This is a genomic window from Pseudomonas sp. PDM27 (genome assembly GCF_019219205.1).
Lineage (GTDB): Bacteria > Pseudomonadota > Gammaproteobacteria > Pseudomonadales > Pseudomonadaceae > Aquipseudomonas > Aquipseudomonas laurylsulfatiphila.
In genome coordinates, this window is sequence record NZ_JAHUWF010000001.1 from 92127 (window position 1) to 112729 (window position 20603).

The 20603-nt window shown below is 60.0% G+C and carries 18 protein-coding genes; 10 read left to right on the forward strand and 8 right to left on the reverse strand.

Features of this window, described 5'->3' with window-relative positions; genetic code table 11:
* Positions 1-4 precede the first annotated feature (4 nt).
* Complete coding sequence (locus KW838_RS00395) at positions 5-769, forward strand: hypothetical protein (RefSeq protein WP_102700756.1); 765 nt, start codon at positions 5-7, stop codon at positions 767-769.
* A gap of 45 nt (positions 770-814) precedes the next feature.
* A complete protein-coding gene (locus KW838_RS00400) occupies positions 815-2122 on the forward strand; it encodes a hypothetical protein (RefSeq protein ID WP_218499993.1) in 1308 nt (435 codons plus the stop codon).
* 465 nt (positions 2123-2587) lie between these two features.
* Here the strand turns inward: KW838_RS00400 and KW838_RS00405 are convergent, their stop codons facing one another.
* Positions 2588-3913 (reverse strand): sigma-54 dependent transcriptional regulator, encoded by a 1326-nt coding sequence (locus tag KW838_RS00405; protein ID WP_102700757.1) that lies wholly within the window; start codon positions 3911-3913, stop codon positions 2588-2590.
* A 342-nt stretch (positions 3914-4255) separates the two neighbouring features.
* On the opposite strand from KW838_RS00405, the gene KW838_RS00410 reads away from it, so the two are divergent.
* From KW838_RS00410 to nhaB, 3 genes are all read left to right on the forward strand, one after another.
* Positions 4256-4522: a hypothetical protein gene (locus KW838_RS00410; RefSeq protein ID WP_007983639.1), complete on the forward strand. Its 267-nt coding sequence runs from the start codon at positions 4256-4258 to the stop codon at positions 4520-4522.
* Between the two features lie 283 nt (positions 4523-4805).
* Entirely contained in the window at positions 4806-6095 is a 1290-nt protein-coding gene (locus KW838_RS00415) for a hypothetical protein (protein WP_218499994.1), read from the forward strand.
* 78 nt (positions 6096-6173) lie between these two features.
* The gene (nhaB, locus tag KW838_RS00420) at positions 6174-7676 is read left to right on the forward strand and encodes a sodium/proton antiporter NhaB (protein WP_218499995.1); all 1503 of its coding nucleotides are present in this window, start codon (positions 6174-6176) and stop codon (positions 7674-7676) included.
* A 530-nt stretch (positions 7677-8206) separates the two neighbouring features.
* Here nhaB and zwf read toward each other — a convergent pair.
* A complete protein-coding gene (gene zwf, locus KW838_RS00425; protein ID WP_102700760.1) occupies positions 8207-9721 on the reverse strand; it encodes a glucose-6-phosphate dehydrogenase in 1515 nt (504 codons plus the stop codon).
* A complete protein-coding gene (gene gnd / locus KW838_RS00430) occupies positions 9718-10698 on the reverse strand; it encodes a phosphogluconate dehydrogenase (NAD(+)-dependent, decarboxylating) (protein WP_102700761.1) in 981 nt (326 codons plus the stop codon). The genes zwf and gnd overlap by 4 nt, the downstream gene beginning before the upstream one ends.
* A gap of 273 nt (positions 10699-10971) precedes the next feature.
* On the opposite strand from gnd, the gene KW838_RS00435 reads away from it, so the two are divergent.
* From KW838_RS00435 to KW838_RS00445, 3 genes are all read left to right on the forward strand, one after another.
* On the forward strand, positions 10972-11154 hold the full coding sequence (locus KW838_RS00435) for a DUF6026 family protein (RefSeq protein WP_218499996.1): 183 nt from the start codon (positions 10972-10974) through the stop codon (positions 11152-11154).
* A 199-nt stretch (positions 11155-11353) separates the two neighbouring features.
* The gene (locus KW838_RS00440) at positions 11354-13090 is read left to right on the forward strand and encodes a phosphoethanolamine transferase CptA (RefSeq protein ID WP_218499997.1); all 1737 of its coding nucleotides are present in this window, start codon (positions 11354-11356) and stop codon (positions 13088-13090) included.
* A 153-nt stretch (positions 13091-13243) separates the two neighbouring features.
* Entirely contained in the window at positions 13244-13453 is a 210-nt protein-coding gene (locus tag KW838_RS00445) for a hypothetical protein (RefSeq protein ID WP_102700763.1), read from the forward strand.
* Positions 13454-13800: 347 nt separating this feature from the next.
* On the opposite strand, the gene KW838_RS00450 is transcribed toward KW838_RS00445, so the two are convergent.
* The 3 genes from KW838_RS00450 to zapE form a co-directional block, all read right to left on the reverse strand.
* Positions 13801-14292: a GNAT family N-acetyltransferase gene (locus KW838_RS00450; protein ID WP_015094987.1), complete on the reverse strand. Its 492-nt coding sequence runs from the start codon at positions 14290-14292 to the stop codon at positions 13801-13803.
* A gap of 117 nt (positions 14293-14409) precedes the next feature.
* Positions 14410-14991, reverse strand: a complete 582-nt coding sequence (locus KW838_RS00455; RefSeq protein WP_218499998.1) for a DinB family protein — start codon at positions 14989-14991, stop codon at positions 14410-14412.
* 15 nt (positions 14992-15006) lie between these two features.
* Complete coding sequence (gene zapE / locus KW838_RS00460) at positions 15007-16125, reverse strand: cell division protein ZapE (RefSeq protein WP_218499999.1); 1119 nt, start codon at positions 16123-16125, stop codon at positions 15007-15009.
* Positions 16126-16283: 158 nt separating this feature from the next.
* Here zapE and KW838_RS00465 point away from each other — a divergent pair, with 158 nt between their 5' ends.
* Entirely contained in the window at positions 16284-17336 is a 1053-nt protein-coding gene (locus KW838_RS00465) for an aldo/keto reductase (RefSeq protein ID WP_102700765.1), read from the forward strand.
* Between the two features lie 114 nt (positions 17337-17450).
* Here the strand turns inward: KW838_RS00465 and speB are convergent, their stop codons facing one another.
* Positions 17451-18410, reverse strand: coding sequence for an agmatinase (gene speB, locus KW838_RS00470; protein ID WP_095966674.1), 960 nt, complete (start codon positions 18408-18410; stop codon positions 17451-17453).
* A gap of 21 nt (positions 18411-18431) precedes the next feature.
* A complete protein-coding gene (locus KW838_RS00475) occupies positions 18432-19523 on the reverse strand; it encodes a polyamine ABC transporter substrate-binding protein (RefSeq protein WP_218500000.1) in 1092 nt (363 codons plus the stop codon).
* 101 nt (positions 19524-19624) lie between these two features.
* Between KW838_RS00475 and KW838_RS00480 the strand changes: the two genes are divergently transcribed.
* Complete coding sequence (locus tag KW838_RS00480; protein WP_218500001.1) at positions 19625-20518, forward strand: LysR family transcriptional regulator; 894 nt, start codon at positions 19625-19627, stop codon at positions 20516-20518.
* Positions 20519-20603 lie beyond the last annotated feature (85 nt).

Consider the following 20603-nt stretch of genomic DNA (forward strand, 5'->3'; position numbering starts at 1 on the left):
CAGGATGCTCCGGGAGCAGCAAATGAAAACCTCGTATTGGGTGGTCACTGCCTGTCTGGCAGCGACCACTTCAGGTTTTGCTGATGAGTTCAGACCCATCGAAATCAAGGACCAGGAACTGGCCGAGTTGCGTGGCCGGTATGTGATGCCGGGGCGGATCATCAGCTTCGGTGTAGTCATGAGCAGTACCTGGCGCAACGCCAGTGGTGATCTGATCGGGGCAACCACCTCGATGCGACTTCAAGCCTCAACGGTCAAGCCCGAGTTCTACGTTTCAACCATCAAACACAGCGGTAAAGGCGGTTCGCCCAATTCGGGTAGCGGTCGTGTAACGGGTGGCGCCGGGCTGAGCACTTCTCAGGGCATCACCCAGGTCACACGGGCTGCGGGCGATGGCAACAGTTCAAACAACAAGATCGCCATCAACGTCAAAGAGGCCAGCACGGCCCCTGCACCGGTGCAGAACCGCCGGGGCCAGGCGCTGACAGCCGGTCAAACCATCACCGGCAGCAATGCTGCAGGCAGTGTCGCCGTGTCCGCTACCGGCGGCGGCGTTCAGGTGGCCATTACCGCCAACAACAACCAGGGCTCAAGCCTGCAACAAGTCGCCCAAGGCGGGTTACTGCAAGACACCCGGTTGCTGGGCAACAGCAATGTGGTCAACAACATGACCCGACTCAGCGTCGTGCTCGACAATAAAAAACCGAGTGCTGGTGCATTGGGCTACAACCTGAACCAACTCACTGCATTACGGACCTTGGGGTATTGAGCTACGCTAAGTCACGACCATTGGGCACAAATGGACGGCTTTTTCATGTACCGATCGGTATCACTGCGTGCAGTTGTATGCTTGTGCTCTCTACTCCCGGTGGCGATGGTGCAGGCAGCACCTGACCCGGAACTGGAGGCTCTCAAACGAGAGCTTCTGGAGTTGAAACAACGATACGAAGTCCAGCAGAAAGCCCTGGCGGTTCTCGAACAACGGGTCCGCCAGGTTGAAGAACAGCCCGCTCCACCCCCGCCCAAACGCCTGGCCAAGTCGCCGGCGGACCTGAAGGGCAATCCAAACGTCGCCAACGGCACCGGTGCCGCGGCGGCTTCAGGGGGGGCCGCCGGGGGCAGCGGCAGTTCGTATGGGCAATCGCTGGCCGATGACTCACAACCGGCGCAAAGCGTTTCAAACCTGTATGACGAGGCCAGCGGGTTCTTCGGCGGTGGCAAGTTCAGCGTCGAAACCGGGATAACCTACTCCCGATACGATACCCGCCAACTGGTCCTCAATGGTTTTCTCGCCCTGGACTCGATCTTTCTCGGTGCCATCAACCTGGACCGGATCAAGGCCGACACCTGGACGCTGGACCTCACCGGCCGCTACAACTTCAACAATCGCTGGCAGTTCGACCTGAACGTGCCGGTGGTCTACCGCCAGTCCACCTACCAGTCCGGTGGCGGCAATAGCGGCGCCGCCAACGTCACCACCGAAGACACCGTCAAGGAAGACCCGACCATTGGCGACGTCAACTTCGGCATCGCCTACAAATTCCTCGATGAGTCGGCCAACACGCCGGATGCCGTGCTGACCTTGCGCGTCAAGGCACCGACCGGCAAAGACCCGTTCGGCATCAAGCTGGTTCGGGTGGACGCCAATTCCAACCTGGCCGTGCCTGAGTCCTTGCCGACCGGTAACGGCGTCTGGTCGATTACGCCGGGGATCTCTCTGGTCAAGACCTTCGATCCGGCAGTGCTGTTCGGCAGCCTCTCGTACACGCACAACCTGGAAGAGTCCTTCGACGACATCAGCTCCAACCCGGCGCTCAAGACGCCGGGCAAAGTACGTATTGGCGACAGTTTCCAGATTGGCGCCGGCATTGCGTTCGCCTTGAACGAAAAGATGAGCATGTCGTTCTCGGTCTCAGACCTGGTGCAACGCAAAAGCCAGCTCAAGGAAGATGGCGGGGATTGGCAATCGGTGGTGTCCAGCGATGCCAACGCGGGTTACTTCAACATCGGCATGACCATTGCGGCCACCGACAGGCTGACCATCGTACCCAACCTGTCCATCGGCCTGACGGACGACGCCCCGGACTTCCAGTTCAGCCTGAAATTCCCTTACTACTTCTGACCCGAACCAGAAAGGCTCTTCACGCAATCCCGGGAAACCGTAGGAGCCAGCCTGCTGGCGATGGACTCAAGCGCGCCGCGTTTATCCAGGTTCACCCGCGTCATCGTTAACGACCATCGCTGGCAGGCCAGCTCCCACAGGGGACCCTGCCAACGCTGGAACTGTAGGAGCCAGCCTGCTGGCGATGGACTCCAGTGCGCCGCGTTTATCCAGGTTCACCCGCGTTATCGTTAACGACCATCGCTGGCAGGCCAGCTCCTACAAAGGACCGTGCCCACGCTGAAACTGTAGGAGCCAGCCTGCTGGCGAAGGACTTCAGTGCGCCGCGTTTATCCAGGTTCACCCGCGTTATCGTTAACGACCATCGCTGGCAGGCCAGCTCCTACAAAGGCTTGCTGGCGATGGACTCAAGTGCGCCGCGCCCGCAATTTTCATTGCAGCGGTCTTTTTGTTCGAAGCGGGAATTCAACGAATCTGATGCTTGTGCAGCAACCGGTAGAACGTCGGACGTGACACGCCCAACACTTTGGCGGCGACACTCAGGTTATCGCTGTGGCGGTTCAATACATCGCACAACGCCTGGCGTTCGGCCCGGGTCTTGTATTCTTCGAGGGTGCCCATCGGCGCGGCAATTGTATGCTGACTGATCAACCCCAGGTCGCGGGCCTCGATCTGCCGGCCTTCGGCCAATACCAGTCCGCGGCGAACGCGATTGGCCAGCTCACGAACATTGCCTGGCCAGTCGTGTTTGCCCATGGCAATCAAGGCGTCTTCACTGAAACTGCGGGGGCGACGTCCGGTTTCATGGCTGTAGAAATGGGAAAAGTGATTAGCCAGCATCGACAAGTCCCCATGGCGCTCGCGCAGCGGAACGGTCAGCACTTGCAGTACGTTCAGGCGGTAATACAAGTCTTCGCGAAAGCGTTTCTTCGCGATAGCGGCTTCAAGGTCGACATTCGTCGCCGCCAGCACCCGCACATCGACCGGAATCGGCTGACTGCCGCCCACCCGCTCGATGTGTTTTTCCTGGAGGAACCGCAGCAGGTTGGCCTGTAACTCCAGTGGCAGGTCACCGATCTCGTCGAGAAACAGGGTGCCACCGTTAGCGGCTTCTATTCGTCCGACCTTGCGTTGATGTGCGCCGGTAAATGCGCCCTTCTCATGACCGAACAACTCGGACTGGATCAAGTGTTCGGGGATCGCACCACAATTGATCGCGATGAAGGGTTTGCTGTGACGCTGGGACAGGCGATGCAGGGTTCGTGCGACCAATTCCTTGCCAGTGCCGCTTTCACCGCGAATCAATACCGGAGATTCGGTCGGAGCCAGTTTGCTCAACAGTTTTCGCAGTTCTCGCACAGGTTTGCTGTCGCCGAGCAATTCGTGCTCGGGCTGGTCAACATGCACCGTACCCTGCCCACGCAACCGCACCATGCCAAATGCCCGGCCCAGCGTGACCTGAACCCTGGACACATCGAATGGCAAGGTATGAAAGTCAAAAAACCACTCACAGACAAAGTCGCCGACATTTTTCAGTCGCAGCACTTCCTGATTGAGTACGGCTATCCACTCTGCGCCACTGCGCCCGATCAATTCCTTGACGGGCTCCGGGTGCTCAAGGTGATACGGCTGCAGGCGTATCAGGCCCACGTCACAGGTTCGCTCAGCGGCGTGCTCCAGCGTGCAGCTGTCAACGTCCCAACCGATTTCGCGCAATCCAGGGAGCAGACGATAACAATCGTCACAGGGGTCCACCACTAATAGACGTCGTGAAGCTGGCACATCGCTCATGACTGTTCCTTGGCGCCAAAATTTAGAAAATTTATTAAAAACAATCATTTGGCGGACCTGACTGTAACATTAGCAAGAACTTGACAGCCCCTTGTACCGTTTGACTATAGGATTGCGATACATCCAGTTATAAGAAGCGAGTTTGATAGTTACCTAACGACTCTTTTCTTTCATTCAGCTTTCAATGCCGGGTTCATTCTTGAGCCTGTGAAATAAAGTCGAAATTTCTTTTGATTGTGTGTGACCCGAACCCCGGTTGCGGGCATCAGTACAAGTAACCAGCCGAACGGTAAGCCCAACCGACGGCACATCACTTGATTGGGCACACAGAGAGAAGACCCTATGAACGCCCCGCTCCGTATCAACGAAGCACTTTTGATTGCCGACCGCGCATTTAAACCATTCAAATGCGTGGCCTGGGCTCCACAAGACGGTAATGGCGAACTCAGCCTGACCGTTATCGACCGAACCAGCACCAGCATTGGCCGCAAGCAGATCCCAAGCAGCGCTTATTCCGATCCTGCACAACTCGAACTGCTGCTGGAACAGGCCCGTGCCGAATTGAGCCAGGAAGGTTACACGCTGCAGTCGTGGTCGATGCCGCACTAATCGTTTTGCGGATTACTCCGGGGTAATCCGCGCCCTTCCCTGTCTTTAGTTAGGCTGATCGTTCTCGCCCATTCGCACTCATTGCCCCGTTAGTTTGAACTTTTGTGCACCCTATACTTTGCAGGCTTGCCATTGGTTCGAAAAGACACTGTTGTGGCACACAGCGACTCTCCGTCTGTTAGTTCTTACAGTTGTGTATCTCCCCATTCAGGGATTGAATATTCTCCTTACAAAGTCGCCACCAAACTTCTGGATCAGGACGACTCGCAAGGAGATGCGGTTCATGTCAATCCAGTCCGCCATTGCCTGCTCCGCCGTCCGGACCACAGCAGGCACTCTCGATACGACGTTTGCAGGCAACGGCAAAACCCAGGTGTATTTCGCCGACAGCCTTTCCAGCATGGCCAACGACGTCGCAATCGATGCCCGGGGCCGTATGCTGGTGGCGGCAAAGGTCGCCATGGCCGACGGCAGCCGCTTTGGCCTGGCCCGCTTGTTGGAGGATGGTTCGGCAGACCTTGCGTTCGGCAGGCAAGGCAGCGTCATCGGGCAATTCGAACCCGGGTTCGAAGCCATGGGCGCCAAGGTTCTGCTCATGCCCGATGGCAATATCCTGTTGGCCGGCCTGCAATACGATAACGCACACCGCACGCTCCCGGGTCTGGCATTGTTCGATCAAGAGGGTCGCCTGGTTCGAAGCTTTGGCGACAATGGCCGCCGCGTCGTGCGCTTGCCTGGCGGTCTGTCCCTCGGTATGCGCGATATCTGGCTGCCTCCCGGTGTGCCGGGCGCTGAAGCCTGTGATGTGGGCGTACAGCGAGACGGCCGGATCCTGATTCTGGCCAACCATCACTTCGAACTGGCCGATCACGTGGGCCTGTTGATACGGCTGGATGTCGAAGGCTCGCTGGACTGCTCGTTCAATGGCCGTGGCTTCGTGGTGGTCCGGCACCTGCTGATGAATACCTGGCTCAGCAGCCTGACGGTACAAGGTGACGGCCGGGTGCTGGTGGGTGGATCGATCAACTTTCCTGAAGAGGGCTTGCTGGCGCGCTACCACGCCGACGGCCGCCTCGACGACAGTTTCGCCGTGGATGGATTCCTGACGTTCAAGGCGCACGGGCATGGCGCCCGGGTCAGTCAAGTGGTCCAGCAAATCAACGGCGACGTCTTGTGTTTCGGCAGCAGTCTCGAGCCGATGCACTGCCTGACGTTCAAGATGCACAGCAACGGCCGCCCCGACAACCACTGCAACGGCGGCCAGCCGCAACGTCTGGTGATTGGCCACAGCGGCTGCCAGTGGAATGCCGCGCAGTTACAGCCCGATGGCAGTGTGCTCACGGCGGGCGCAACCATCGGCGGCATCGAAGCAGACTTCATTGTCGGGCGATACCTGCCCGACGGCCTTCCCGATCGCCGTTTCGGCAAAGGCAGCGGTTATACACGTACTCGCCTCGGCCCGAGCCTGGATACCGCCACCTGTGTCGCGGTGCAGGCCGACGGAAACATCGTCGTCGGCGGCTATTCACTGCATGGAAACTACAAGGCGGTCATCACTCGCTACCACGGGTAGGCACGTGCATTTTTCCTGCGCTTGATCTTCTCCCCCGCTTGCGGCAAGTTGCGCGCTTCTTAAAACAAGGAGCAGCCGATGTCCGGTTCAATGGCCCAGGCGTTCGCGCACAACTTTCTCGGGCATTCGCCCCGTTGGTACAAGGCCTGCATCGTCGGCTTTCTGATTCTCAATGCCCTGGTTCTGTGGACCGCAGGTCCGGTGGCGGCCGGCTGGCTGCTGGTGCTGGAGTTCATCTTCACCCTGGCCATGGCGCTCAAGTGTTATCCGCTGATGCCCGGCGGACTGCTCTTGATTGAAGCCCTGCTGCTGAAGATGACCACGCCCCAGGCGCTGTATGACGAGTTGCTGCACAACTTCCCGGTGATCCTGCTGCTGATGTTCATGGTGGCCGGTATCTACTTCATGAAGGACTTGCTGCTGTACCTGTTCTCGCGCCTGCTGTTGGGGGTTCGCTCCAAGGCTGCGCTGGCCCTGATGTTCTGCTTCTTGTCGGCCTTTCTGTCGGCGTTCCTCGACGCCTTGACCGTGACCGCCGTGATCATCAGTGCCGCCGTAGGCTTTTACTCGGTGTATCACCGCGTCGCCTCGGGTAACGACCCGCGCCAGGACAGCGAGTACAGCGACGACAAACATCTGCCGACCCTGCATCAGGGCGACCTCGAACAGTTCCGCGCCTTTCTGCGCAGCCTGCTGATGCACGGCGCCGTAGGCACCGCACTGGGCGGCGTGTGTACGTTGGTCGGCGAGCCGCAGAACCTGCTGATCGGCCATGAAATGGGTTGGCATTTCGCCGAGTTCTTCACCAAGGTTGCGCCGGTATCCCTGCCGGTACTGGTTGCAGGCCTGGTGACATGCGTCCTGCTGGAAAAGCTGCGCTGGTTCGGATACGGCACGCTGCTGCCGGATAACGTCCGTGCGGTGCTGGCCAACTATGCCGCCGAAGACAATGCCGAGCGCACCGCCCGCCAACGGGCAGCGCTTGTGGTACAAGGCGCTGCCGCATTGATTCTGATTGCCGGGCTGGCGTTTCACATCGCCGAAGTGGGCTTGATCGGCTTGATGGTGATCGTGTTGATCACCGCGTTTACCGGCATCACCGACGAACACCGCCTCGGCACCGCGTTCAAGGACGCCATGCCGTTTACCGCCTTGTTGGTGGTGTTTTTCGCCGTGGTCGCAGTGATTCACGACCAGCAATTGTTCTCGCCGTTGATCCACTGGGTACTCGCGCTGCCGGCGGACCAACAACCGGGCATGCTGTTCATTGCCAACGGCCTGCTGTCAGCCATCAGTGACAACGTGTTCGTCGCGACCATTTACATCACCGAAGTGAAGCTCGCATTCATGGCGGGCGAGATGACCCGTGAACATTTCGAGACGCTGGCCATTGCGATCAACACCGGCACCAACCTGCCAAGCGTGGCGACGCCCAACGGCCAGGCGGCGTTCCTGTTCTTGCTGACCTCGGCGATCGCACCGCTGGTGCGCCTGTCTTACGGGCGGATGGTCTGGATGGCGTTGCCGTACACCGTTGTGATGGGGATATTGGGCTGGTATGCGGTGAGTTACTGGCTGTAGCCCCAACCCTGTGGGAGCGAGCTTGCTCGCGATGGCGGCGGCACATTCACATCCAAGTGCCTGACAGACCGCTATCGCGAGCAAGCTCGCTCCCACTTTATCCAAGGCGGTGCCAGACAGTATGCGGTGAGCTACTGGCTGTAGCCCCCACCCCTGTAAGAGCGAGCCTGCTCGCGATGGCGGCGGCACATTCACATCCAAGTGCCTGACAGACCGCTATCGCGAGCAAGCTCGCTCCCACATTATCCGAGGCGGTGCCAGACATTATGCGGTGAGTTACTGGCTGTAGCCCCAACCCTGTGGGAGCGAGCTTGCTCGCGATGGCGGCGGCACATTCACATCCAAGTGCCTGACAGGCCGCTATCGCGAGCAAGCTCGCTCCCACATTATCCGAGGCGGTGCCAGACATTATGCGGTGAGCTACTGGCTGTAGCCCCAACCCTGTGGGAGCGAGCTTGCTCGCGATGGCGGCGGTACATTCACATCCAAGTGCCTGACAGACCGCTATCGCGAGCAAGCTCGCTCCCACATTACCCGAGGCGGTGCCAGACTCGACCGTCACGGGTGAGCAGTTCTTCGCCGGCCTTCGGGCCGTTTTCCCCGGCGGCATAGCTCTGCACGCTGGCGTCCTGCTGCCAGGCATCGAGGAACGGCTGCACGGCGCGCCAGCCGTTTTCGATGTTGTCGGCGCGCTGGAACAACGTCTGATCACCGGTCAGGCAATCGTAGATCAGGGTTTCGTAGCCCGTGGACGGCTGCATCTCGAAGAAATCCTTGTAGGCAAACCCCAACTCGATGTTGTCCATTTTCAGCGCCTGACCGGGACGCTTGGCCAGCAGGTCGAACCACATGCCTTCGTTCGGCTGGATCTGAATGCGCAAATAAGTCGGCTGCAGTTCATCGACCTCGGTATCGCGAAACTGCGCATAGGGCGCCGGCTTGAAACAGATGACGATCTCGGTGTCACGCACGCTCATGCGCTTGCCGGTGCGCAGGTAGAACGGCACCCCGACCCAGCGCCAGTTATCGATCATGACCTTGAGGGCCACATAGGTTTCGGTATTGCTGTCGGGCGCAACCTTGTCTTCCTGGCGATAGCCCGGCAGCGCCTTGCCGTCGATTTCACCCGCGGCGTATTGGCCGCGCACCGAGTTGGCGCGGGCCTCCTCGACTGTCCAGGGCCTGATCGCGCCGACGACCTTGGCCTTCTCGCCGCGCACCGCATCGGCGCCAAACGCGGCGGGCGGTTCCATCGCCACCATCGCCAGCAACTGGAACAGGTGATTGGGCACCATGTCCCGCAGCGCGCCCGTGTGCTCATAAAAACTGCCACGGGTTTCCACGCCGACGGTTTCAGCGGCGGTGATCTGCACGTGGTCGATGTAGTGATTGTTCCAGAACGCTTCGAACAGGCTGTTGGAGAACCGGCTGACCAGAATGTTCTGCACGGTCTCTTTGCCCAGATAGTGATCGATCCGGTAGATCTGCTTTTCCGTCATCACTTTGAGCAGGCAGGCATTCAAGGCCTCGGCCGTTTGCAGGTCGGAGCCGAAGGGCTTTTCGATCACCACCCTCCTGAAGGCCTCGGGGGTTTCTTCCAGCAAGCCGGCGGCACCGAGTCGGCGCGCCACCTCACTGAAGAAACGCGGCGCGGTGGCCAGGTAGAACACCGCATTGCCGGTTCCGCTGTCGGCGATTTTCGCCGCCAGCGCTTGATAAGTGCTGTCGTCCAGGAAATCGCCCTGGACGTAGCTGATGCCTTTGGCAAGTCTGGACCAGACCACTGGATCAAGGGTGTGATCACCCTTGCCAGCCATCTCGTTCCGAATGAAGTCTTCGAGCTTTTGCGCAAAACCTTCATCGCTGATGGCGTTGTGGTCAACGCCGATGATCCGCAGTCCATCCCCGAGCAGCCCGTTGCGCTTGAGGTTATACAGCGCGGGCACCAACAGACGCTTGACCAGGTCGCCATGGGCGCCAAACAGAAACAACGTCGTCGCGGGTGCGGGCTCAGCCTTGGATTTCCTGCGGATCACGTGGGTCATTTTTTCGAGGTCTCCACATGGCCGCCGAAGCCGAAGCGCTGGGCCGAGAGAACCTTGTCGCCAAAGGTGCCCTGGCCACGCGAGCGGTAGCGGGAAAACAGCGAGTTCGACAGCACCGGCACCGGCACCGCTTGCTCCATCGCCGCCTCGATGGTCCAGCGGCCTTCACCGCTGTCAGCCACCGACCCGGAGAAACCGTCGAGCTTCGGATCACTGGCCAGGGCGTCGGCGGTCAGGTCGAGCAACCACGAGGACACCACGCTGCCACGACGCCAGACTTCGGCGATGTCGGCGACGTTCAGGTCGAAACGCTGGTCGGCTGGCAGGTTCTCGCTGTTTTTGGTTTGCAGGATGTCGAAGCCTTCGGCGAAGGCCTGCATCATTCCGTATTCGATGCCGTTGTGGATCATCTTCACGAAATGCCCGGCGCCGGCGGGACCGGCGTGAATGTAGCCACGCTCGGCACGATCGTCGTCGGACTTGCGGTCCTTGGTACGCGGGATGTCACCCATGCCCGGGGCCAGGGTTGCAAACAGCGGGTCGAGACGTTTAACAGTCGCGGCATCGCCGCCGATCATCATGCAGTAGCCACGCTCCAGGCCCCAGACGCCGCCGGATGTACCGACGTCGATGTAATGCAGGCCTTTTTCCGACAGGGTTTTGGCGCGGCGGATATCGTCCTTATAGAAGGTGTTGCCGCCGTCGATGATGGTGTCGCCGGCTTCGAGCAAGTTGCTCAGGGTGTCGATGGTTTCTTCGGTTGGTGCGCCTGCCGGCAGCATAACCCACACCGCACGCGGTTTGGTCAGGCCAGCGACCAGCGCAGGCAGATCGGCGACGCCGGTGGAGCCCTCAGCGGACAAGGCTTCGACAAAGGCGGTATTGCGGTCGTAAACAACGGTGGTGTGCCCGTTGAGCATCAGGCGCCGCGCAATATTGCCGCCCATGCGGCCCAGTCCAATAATCCCGAGTTGCATGTGCTGATGCTCCCTACTACAAATAAAATGTGTGTCAAAGGTTATAGCCCAACGCGACTCATGAGGTTAGTCCAGAGCGTTGGCGTGAAGTTTCCGGGCATTGTGCCCGATCCTGATGGATAACGTCGGGAATCAAGCCGAAGACACAACGACAATGAAAAATAAAAAAGTTCCCTTCCGGAGCAAAAGAAATCAAAATTGGCGCCGATAGTAGATCAGCCGTTGATGTCGACGCGGCCCTACAGTTGAGACACGCCATTTGCGAGGTGAGCAATGGGCACAGTACATACCGCACTGCCAGCACAAACCCTTTACGTCACTATCCGTCGCGATGAATTGCGTCAGTTGAAGGACGAACGCGATCAATTGAAACAGGAGCTGGCGCAGTTGCGACTGCTGCTGCAAACGGGTCAGACGCACCCCCTGGTTGCGGTGCAACGCGCCCCACTCGCCTGATTCCCCCGTCTCAAGCGGGAGCAGTCTGCACTGCTTCCGCACCGGCTCACGCCTTGCCGTCCCCGGCAACTCACGAAATTTTCACAATTGTCTCACGATAATTACAAGCTCCAGGCCGCCCGGTTCCGCGCGGCCCTCGTTCGTCGTCCGCGATTTTCAAGTCCCGGCGGTGGTAGTGAATTCTCGGCTGGAGCGCTGAATGTCTTTGTTCGAACGCAGCAAAACGACTGCGGCAGGTTTTGATTGGGCCGGATTCGTCTGGCTGTTTGTATTCTTCTGGTACTTTTCCGGCATTACCCAACTGTTGATCCAGCTGACGGGCACCTCCGGATTTAGCGGATTCCGCCAGGCCTTCGTCATGAGCGCGATCTGGCTGGCGCCGATGCTGCTGTTCCCCAAACAGACCCGTGTCATGGCCGCCGTGATCGGCGTCGTGCTGTGGGCGTGCTCCATGGCGAGCCTGGGCTACTTCTTCATTTACCAGCAGGAATTTTCCCAGAGCGTCATCTTCATCATGTTCGAGTCGAACGTGGCTGAAGCCGGCGAGTACATGACCCAGTACTTTGCCTGGTGGATGATCCCGGCGTTCCTGGCCCACACAGCTTTTGCCTATTTCCTGTGGACTCGCCTGCGCCCGGTGTACCTGCCCCGTGGCAAGGCGATCACTGCAGCGACGGCCATTGTCGTGGCGGTGGTCGGTTATCCGCTGATCAAGCAAACCGTGCGCACCGGCAGTTTCGCCGAAGGCTTCGACAAGTTCGAAACCCGCATCGAGCCGGCGGTGCCATGGCAGATGGCCGTGGCCTATCACCGTTACCTGGAAACCCTGGCCGGCATGCAGGACATGCTCAACAGCGCCAGCAGGATTGCACCGCTGCACAACCTCAAGGACGCCACGGCCAACACGCCTGCGACCCTGGTGCTGGTGATCGGCGAGTCCACCAACCGTCAGCGCATGAGCCTGTACGGTTACCCACGGCAAACCACGCCGGAACTGGACAAGCTCAAGGATCAACTGGACGTTTTCGACAACGTCATCACCCCGCGCCCCTACACCATTGAAGCGCTGCAACAGGTCCTGACCTTCGCCGACGAAGAAAACCCGGACCTGTACCTGTCGACGCCATCGCTGGTCAGCATGATGAAACAGGCCGGTTACAAAACCTTCTGGATCACCAACCAGCAGACCATGACCAAGCGCAACACCATGCTCACGACCTTCTCCGAACAGGCCGACGAACAGGTGTACCTGAACAACAACCGCAACCAGAACGCCGCGCAGTACGACGGCGACGTGATCGAGCCGTTCAACAAGGCCCTGGCCGACGGGGCACCACGCAAACTCATCGTCGTGCATCTGCTCGGCACGCACATGAGCTACCAGTATCGCTACCCGTCGACCTTCGACAGGTTCCAGGACCGCAATGGCGTTCCGGCTGGCGTACGTGACGATCAGGTGCCGACGTACAACAGCTATGACAATGCCGTGCTGTACAACGACTTCGTGGTGTCCAGCCTGATCAAGGACTACGCCAAAACCGATCCGAACGGCTTCCTGCTGTACCTCTCCGACCATGGCGAAGACGTGTTCGATTCCGCGGGTCACAACACCCTGGGGCGCAACGAGAACAAGCCGACGGCTCCGATGTACACCATTCCGTTCATGGCCTGGGCTTCGCCGAAATGGCGGGCAAGCCATGACTGGAACCTCGCTGGCGATCTGTCGCGTCCTTACAGCAGCTCGCACCTGATCCACACCTGGGCCGATCTGGCAGGCCTGAGCTTCGACGAACTCGATCGCAGCAAGAGTGTGGTCAGCGACAGTTTCAAGGCCCGGCCATTGATGATCGGCAACCCCTATGAGCGAGAGCAGCGCGCGTTGATCGACTTCAGCCTGATGAAGCCGAAAACGTCACCCGCAGTCGTTCAGCAGTAATCCTTTCAGGGGCCGGTTCCGGCCCCTTTTTCATGCGGCAGCCAGCAGTGAAGTTAATTCCCATTTAAGCGAATCGGCGGATAATGCCATTTCGACACTGCTTCATTGATTCATGGACGAAAGGCATCCGACAACTTTAGTGGGAGGCATACCATGAAACGCACCGCCGTGATCCTCGCCGGCCTGATGGCACTGGGTTCGACCAGCGCATTCGCCGAAGGAGGAGCCGAACGCATGCGCTATTACTACGAAAGTCTGCGACTGGCCCAGCAAGAAGCCCTCGGCCATCCGATCCCGAGCACCGAACTACGGGTGCCTGACGATCAAACCGCACAAATGACGGAAACCTACAGACCGAAATGATCCTTTGACTGCGGCTCTACAGTCGCAGAAGACCGTTTGGGCGTCCTGATGGACGCCCTTTTCTTGGGTATTTCCGGGAAACTGTAGGAGCCAGCCTGCTGGCGATGGACTCAAGTGCGCCGCGTTCATCCAGATCACACGCGTCATCGTTAACGACCATCGCTGGCAGGCCAGCTCCTACGCCGACCGCGCACACCCGTGATCAAAGGGCGTACGCCAATCCCGTAGGAGCTGCCGAAGGCTGCGATCTTTTGACGTTTGAAGATCAAAAGATCGCAGGCTGCGCCAGCTCCTACAGGGGGCCGCGCCCTCGCGGAAAGTGAAAACCCAAAAAACGTTCTGTCGAGTTAGAGGCTCTTGGTCCAGAACAGCATGCGTCCATGGGCCGGGTCGAACATGCCGGCGGCGAAACCGGCTTTTTCATACGAGCCCTGCGCCACGGCATTGCCTTCCAGCACTTCCAGGGTGAGCTTGCAGCAGCCACGTTGACGGGCGATGTCCTCGACCTTTTGCAGCATCTTCTGGCTCAAGCCCAAGCCGCGAAATTTTTTCACCACCGACACGTCGTGCACATTGACCAACGGCCGGCAGGCAAAGGTCGAGAAGCCCTCGAAGCAATTGACCAGCCCGGCCGGCTCGCCCCCGACAAAGGCCAGCACACTGAAAGCGTGGGGGCGCCTGGCAAGCTCTGCCGGGAGTTGCTCCAGCACATGGGCCGGCAACGGCTGGCCGCCCCCCATCGGGTCCTCGGCGTAGTGGTTCAACACCAGACAAATAGCCTCGGCATGCACCGGATTGGTGTAGCTGGCCTGAAGCACAAGAATTTCTGCGGAGTCCATTTCCATCCTCGATCACACATGAAGTAGCCCCCAGCATGTATTTCACGCTGAAGTGCCGGCGGACCATAGCGCGAGCACCCGGGTATCGACAATCACCACCGCGCAATTCCTTGGCGTTCAAACGCCCCAGATCAATGCTTCCGTCCACCCCAGCTCGGCAAAATCCTCGGCCCGCAAGTGCGACTCGCCGGCGCAGAAAAACTCGTCGAGTTGCGGTGGCATGACCGAGGTGCCGCTGAGCATGGCGTGAACCTGGCCGCGATGATGAATCTGGTGTTCGAACAAATGGGACAGCAGGCGCAAACGGCTGTCGTGTTGCGGTGTGTCGCGGGCGATGGTCACGATTTTGCCGAGGCTGGCGTCGCGCAGCTGCTCGCAGTAAGCGATCAATCGACGGTCGACATGGGCCTGTTCACGAACCAGGTCCGCCGCGATGAGGCAGGGTTCGTCTTCCTTGAAAAACACCCGGCAATCGGGATGCGGATCGTCGCCGCGCATTTCGCGCTCCAGCGCATCCACATAAAACCAGTCGCAGGTGAGGATGTGGTTGAGGGTCGCGCGGATGCTGGCGAAGAAGCTGACCCGTGCGGCGATCAACTCCTGCGCGCTCAACTGCCTCCAGGCCTTGGCCAGTCGGTGGTTGGCCCAGGCATTCTGATAAGCCATGGTCAGCAGGTGGTGCGACAGGGGCTGATTCATGTGTGCTGCTCCCGATCAGACTTCGGCAAACCGTTGCAACTGCATTTCCTGTAATCGACTGAGGGTGCGGCGGAACGGGAATTCCAGATAACCCTCGGTATAAAGCGCTGCCATCGGCACTTGCGCCTCAAGGTACAGCGGCACCTTGCGGTCGTAGCACTCGTCCACCAGCGCGATGAAACGCCTTACGCCGTCGTCATGCACCGACAGTTGCGGCAGCTCGCGGTCCCCCGCTTCCACCCGCTCGACACCGTCCTCGGTACCGCGGGCGATGCGACCGGCACGTGTTTGCGCGCTGAGGTTGGGTACGTCCCCCAACAGAATAGCGCCGTAGGTATCGCACAGGGCGATGAAATCCATGGCCGCGAAGGGTTGCTCGCACAGTGCGGCGTAGCGGGTCCAGAGCACGGTCGGGCTGGCCTTGACCACCTCCAGCGAGCGGTAACCGACCGGGACCGGCTCGCACGATGCCGACTGGCCGTCGCTCAACGCCTGGAACACCTCACCCAGCGCGTCGGGCTTGCCTGGTTCGGCCACCCAATAGCGCTGCGAAGCGGCCCCCGGATGCAGGCGATGGTCTTCCCCGCCATCCACCGCAATCACCTGCATGTGTTGCTTGATCGCGGCGATGGCGGGCATGAAACGGTCACGATTGAAGCCGTCGGCGTACAACTGGTCCGGCGGCAGGTTGGAGGTGCAGACCACCACTACGCCCTGCTCGAACATCACCTGGAACAGGCGCCCGAGAATGATCGCGTCGCCGATGTCATTGACGAACAACTCGTCGAAACACAGCACGCGCACTTCTTCGGACAACTCACGGGCCAACGCCTTGAGCGGGTCGGCGGTGCCGGTCAGTTGAAACGAACGCTGGTGCACCCAGCCCATGAAGTGATGAAAGTGCTGGCGCCGCGCCGGCACTCGCAGGCTTTGGTAGAACTGGTCCATCAACCAGGTCTTACCCCGCCCCACCGGCCCCCACAGGTACACGCCGGAAACGGCTGAGCGGCCTTCATGCAGCGCTTCGTGGCATTTTTGCAGCGCCCACACGGCATGCTCCTGGGCCTCGTCCTGGACGAAGCCCTTTTGCTCGATCGCGTGCTGCCAGGCGCTTAAAGGGGATTCGATAGTCATGGGCGGCAGTATGCCATTGCGCATTGATGTCGTGACCGGTGATCGGCGGTTTTGTGCAGGAAAGAAATGCACCTTGACGATTTATATGATTGGCATCATATTTAATACATGTCATTGATCATCTATAAATCCTGCCGTCATCCCTCTGGAGTTATCCCATGCATTACAAAGTTTTCGGTCGTAAAACCGGCTTGCGAGTGTCCGAACTGGCTCTGGGTGCCGGTAATTTCGGTACCGGCTGGGGCCATGGTGCCGAGCGTGACGAAGCCAGGCGCATTTTTGATGGCTACCTGGAAGCCGGCGGCAACTTCATCGATACCGCCAATGGCTACCAGGGCGGACAGTCCGAGGCCATGCTCAGCGAATTCATCCAGGCGGAACGGGATAGCCTGGTCATCGCCACCAAATACACCCTTGGGACTACACCGGCGGCCGGTATTTCCCACACCGGCAACAGCCGCAAGAACATGGTACGCGCCGTCGAAGAGAGCCTGAAACGACTGAACACCGATCACATCGACCTGTTCTGGGCCCACATGAGCGACGGCGTCACCCCCATGGAAGAGATCCTGCGCGGCTTCGACGACCTGGTCAGTGCCGGCAAGATCCACTATGCCGGGCTGTCGAACTTCCCCGCGTGGCGCATCGCCCGCGCCGACCTGCTGGCTGAAGTCCGTGGTTTTGCGCCGATCGCTGCGATCCAGGTCGAGTACAGCCTCGCCGAACGCACCGCCGAGCGCGAACAGCTGCCGATGGCCGAAGCCCTTGGCCTGGCCGCGACGCTGTGGTCGCCCCTGGGTGGCGGCTTCCTCACTGGCAAGTATCGCAACAGCGAAGGCGACAATCGCGCGAACAAGCTCGGTGTGCTGATTCATGCTGAAAAAAGCGCCCGCGAAACCGCCCTGCTCGACACCTTGATCGACGTCGCCGCAGAACTCGGCGCCAGCCCGACCCACGTGAGCATTGCCTGGCTGCGGGAAAAGGCCAGGCGCTCGACCACGGCGCTGATTCCGATCCTCGGTTCGCGGACTCGTGAGCAGCTGGACGCCACGCTGGGCGCGCTGACTGTGCAGTTGAGTGCTGAGCAGGTGGCACGGCTGGACGGCGTCAGTGACGTGGCCAAAGGCGTGCCGCACGAATCCATTGCCGGTTCGTTCACGCGGTTCAGCGGTGGTCAGGTCCTCGACTTGCCAATCGTTCCCGTAGCCTGACCCATCACGACTGTGGGAGCGGGCTTGCTCGCGAAGGCGTCGTATCAGTCGACATTGGTGTTGAATGACACACCGCTTTCGCGAGCAAGCCCGCTCCCACATTTCGACCCTGTACTACTTGTCGACCTTATGCCTGGCCGCATACAGACACAGCATCTCCATCGCCAATGTCGCCGCCGCCAGTGAGGTGATCTCCGCACTGTCATAGGCCGGCGCCACTTCCACTACGTCCATGCCCACCAGATTGATCCCGCGCAGGCCACCGAGGATCTCCAGCGCCTGCACCGTGCTCAGGCCGCCGCACACCGGCGTTCCGGTACCTGGGGCGAATGCCGGATCGAGGCAGTCGATGTCGAAGGTCAGGTACACCGGGTTATCGCCGACCCGCGCGCGAATCGCCTCGACAATCGCTTCGCAGCCACGGCGATGCACCTGTCGCGCGTCCAGTACCTGAAAGCCCTGGTGATCGTCATTGGTGGTGCGCAAACCGATTTGCACCGAGCGCGATGGATCCACCAGCCCTTCCCTGGCCGCGTGCCAGAACATGGTGCCGTGGTCGATGCGCTTGCCCTCTTCGTCCGGCCAGGTGTCGCTGTGGGCATCGAAGTGGATCAGCGACAATGCCCCGTGCTTGCGGGCATGGGCCTTGAGCAGCGGATAGGTGATGAAGTGGTCGCCGCCAAAGGTGAGCATCGCCGTGCCGGCGTTGAGGATGTGCTCGGCGTGGGCCTCGATGCATTCCGGCGTCGATTGCGGCGACCCGTAATCGAATTTGCAATCGCCAAAATCGATTACCGCCAGATGGTCGAACGGATCGAAGGCCCACGGCCAGTGCCGTTCCCAGGCGATCCCGGCGGAGGCGGCGCGAATGCCCCGAGGTCCGAAGCGTGCGCCGGGGCGGTTGCTGGTGGCGGTGTCAAAGGGCACACCGCTGACCGCCACGTCGACCCCGCGCAAGTCACGGCTGTAGCGGCGACGCATGAAACTGGTGATACCGGCGTAGGTGCTTTCGGCGGCCGTGCCGTAAAGGCTGTCACGGGTAAGGGCTTGATCGTTTTGCATCGGGACGTCCATTGAAGGCTCCTTGTCTTTTTCTTACTGGCGGCTACGGAAAGTGGTCCACAGGCGGGTGCGCTGACGCAGGTCCTTGAGGTTCATGCTGCGGTCGGCATACAGCCGCTCGCGCACATCGGCCAACGGATAGATGTCCGGATCGGTGCGCACCGCTTCATCCACCAGCGGCGTCGCAGCCTGGTTCGCCGTGGCGAAGAACAGGGTGTTGGTCAGTGCCGCCACGGACTCGGGGCGCAACATGAACTCGATAAACGCACGGGCGGCTTCGGGGTGCGGCGCGTCCTTGGGAATCGCCAGGTTGTCCTGCCAGACGAGGGTGCCTTCCCTGGGAATCCGGTAGGCAATTTCATAGGGTTTGCTGGCCTTGCGCGCCTGGTCGGCAGCCATGCTCGCGTCACCGTTGTAGGTCAGCGCTAAACACACGCTGCCATTGGCCAGGTCGCTGATCTGCCGCCCGGTGGCGACGTACAGCACGTTCGGCTGCAGCTGACGCAACAACGCCTCGGCGGCTGACAGATCGTTCTTGTCGGTGCTGTAGGGATCTTTACCCAGGTAATGCAAAGCGAGTCCGATCACCTCCTGGGGTGAATCGAGAATGGCGATGCCGCAATCTTTCAACTTGCTCGCGTACTCGGGTTTGAACAGCAGATCCAGGCTGTTGAGCGGTACGTCCGGCAAGCGCTGCTTGACTGCCTCGACGTTCATGCCCAAACCCAGGGTGCCCCAGGTATAAGGCACACCGTAGCGGTTGCCGGGATCGACGGCGGCGAGCTTTTCCAGCAAATCCGGATCGAGGTTGGCGTACCCCTTGAGGCCTTCGTGGGGAATCGGTTTCAACGCCCCGGCGGCAAGGCCCCGGGCCAGCACGCTGGAGGACGGCACCACCACGTCATAACCGCTGCCGCCAGTGAGCAACTTGGTCTCCAGCACTTCCGAAGAATCAAAGGTGTCATAGCGCACATGAATGCCGGTTTCCTGCTCGAACCGTTGCAGGGTTTCGGGGGCGACGTAATCGGCCCAACTGTACAGATTGACCACCTTGTCCTCGGCCTGGGCCGATGCGGCCATGGCAAGGAATAACGCGGGTAAACACAGCTTGAACATGGGAGCCATGACGAACACCTGACCAGAGGAAGTGGTTGCAGGATGCGTCGTCGGATACATTGGTGAAATATCAAGTTAATTAACCTGACTTTATGACGGAGTAATGTTTGATGCTCGGCCAACTGCATGATCTGGACCTGCACCTGTTGCGTCTGTTTGTCAGCGTGGTGGAGTGCGGCGGTTTCAGCGCCGCCCAGGGCCAACTGGGGTTGAGCCAGTCGAGCATCAGCCAGCAGATGGCCAAGCTGGAAACCCGCCTCGGCTATCGGCTGTGCAGTCGCGGTAAAGGCGGGTTCAGGATCACACCCAAGGGCGAACAACTCCTCAGCGCCACCCGTGGACTGTTCGAGTCCATCGAAGCCTTCCGCCATCAGTCCAACGGCGTCGCCGGGCGCTTGATCGGCGAAGTGCGCCTGGGCCTGTCCGAGGCGCTGGATCAATCGGTGTTGCAGCGGGTGGCCGAGGCGATCCGGCGCTTTCGTGAACGGGACGAGTCGGTGCGCATCGAGCTGATCAGCGCCATGCCCGGCGAGATGGAGCGCTTGCTGCTGCAACAGCGGCTGGACCTGGCCATCGGCTACTTCTCGCAGGTGCAAAGCGCGTTTGACTACCGCGAACTGTTCATTGAAACCCAGCACCTGTATTGCGCCCCCGGCCATCCACTGTTCTCCAATGAGAACCCGGACGATCAGGACTTGCAGGCCAGCGACCGGGTCGGTCACCCCTACCGTTTCCTGCGCAGTGACGAGCCCTTTCAGGGCGAGCGGTGTTCGGCCCGTTCGGAACAGGTCGAAGGCACCCTCGCCTTCATCCTGTCCGGCAAGCATGTCGGTTATCTGCCCAGCCACTTTGCCCGCTCCTGGGAAGACAAGGGATTGTTGCGGTCGGTGCGGCGCAGCGACATGAGTTTCGACGTCGCGTTTCACCTGGCCCGGCACCGGGCACAGGTGGCCGGGGATGCACAGAAGGCCTTCGAAGAGGATCTGCTCGCAGCGTTTGCCTGAATCCGCCGTGGTCTACGCTGTAACAATGCCGGACATCCACATGCAAAAATGCACAGATAACCTGCACTTATCCGGCTTGTACAAG

Excerpts from the sequence above, each read along its gene's own strand:
- KW838_RS00440 (WP_218499997.1), top strand. The coding sequence starts at position 11,354 with ATGTCTTTGTTCGAACGCAGCAAAACGACTGCGGCAGGTTTTGATTGG.
- KW838_RS00480 (WP_218500001.1), top strand. The coding sequence starts at position 19,625 with ATGCTCGGCCAACTGCATGATCTGGACCTGCACCTGTTGCGTCTGTTT.
- nhaB (WP_218499995.1), top strand. The coding sequence starts at position 6,174 with ATGTCCGGTTCAATGGCCCAGGCGTTCGCGCACAACTTTCTCGGGCAT.
- zapE (WP_218499999.1), bottom strand. The coding sequence starts at position 16,125 with ATGACTATCGAATCCCCTTTAAGCGCCTGGCAGCACGCGATCGAGCAA.
- KW838_RS00435 (WP_218499996.1), top strand. The coding sequence starts at position 10,972 with ATGGGCACAGTACATACCGCACTGCCAGCACAAACCCTTTACGTCACT.
- KW838_RS00410 (WP_007983639.1), top strand. The coding sequence starts at position 4,256 with ATGAACGCCCCGCTCCGTATCAACGAAGCACTTTTGATTGCCGACCGC.
- KW838_RS00455 (WP_218499998.1), bottom strand. The coding sequence starts at position 14,991 with ATGAATCAGCCCCTGTCGCACCACCTGCTGACCATGGCTTATCAGAAT.
- KW838_RS00445 (WP_102700763.1), top strand. The coding sequence starts at position 13,244 with ATGAAACGCACCGCCGTGATCCTCGCCGGCCTGATGGCACTGGGTTCG.
- KW838_RS00450 (WP_015094987.1), bottom strand. The coding sequence starts at position 14,292 with ATGGACTCCGCAGAAATTCTTGTGCTTCAGGCCAGCTACACCAATCCG.
- KW838_RS00475 (WP_218500000.1), bottom strand. The coding sequence starts at position 19,523 with ATGGCTCCCATGTTCAAGCTGTGTTTACCCGCGTTATTCCTTGCCATG.
- gnd (WP_102700761.1), bottom strand. The coding sequence starts at position 10,698 with ATGCAACTCGGGATTATTGGACTGGGCCGCATGGGCGGCAATATTGCG.
- KW838_RS00395 (WP_102700756.1), top strand. The coding sequence starts at position 5 with ATGCTCCGGGAGCAGCAAATGAAAACCTCGTATTGGGTGGTCACTGCC.
- zwf (WP_102700760.1), bottom strand. The coding sequence starts at position 9,721 with ATGACCCACGTGATCCGCAGGAAATCCAAGGCTGAGCCCGCACCCGCG.
- KW838_RS00415 (WP_218499994.1), top strand. The coding sequence starts at position 4,806 with ATGTCAATCCAGTCCGCCATTGCCTGCTCCGCCGTCCGGACCACAGCA.
- KW838_RS00405 (WP_102700757.1), bottom strand. The coding sequence starts at position 3,913 with ATGAGCGATGTGCCAGCTTCACGACGTCTATTAGTGGTGGACCCCTGT.
- KW838_RS00465 (WP_102700765.1), top strand. The coding sequence starts at position 16,284 with ATGCATTACAAAGTTTTCGGTCGTAAAACCGGCTTGCGAGTGTCCGAA.
- speB (WP_095966674.1), bottom strand. The coding sequence starts at position 18,410 with ATGGACGTCCCGATGCAAAACGATCAAGCCCTTACCCGTGACAGCCTT.
- KW838_RS00400 (WP_218499993.1), top strand. The coding sequence starts at position 815 with ATGTACCGATCGGTATCACTGCGTGCAGTTGTATGCTTGTGCTCTCTA.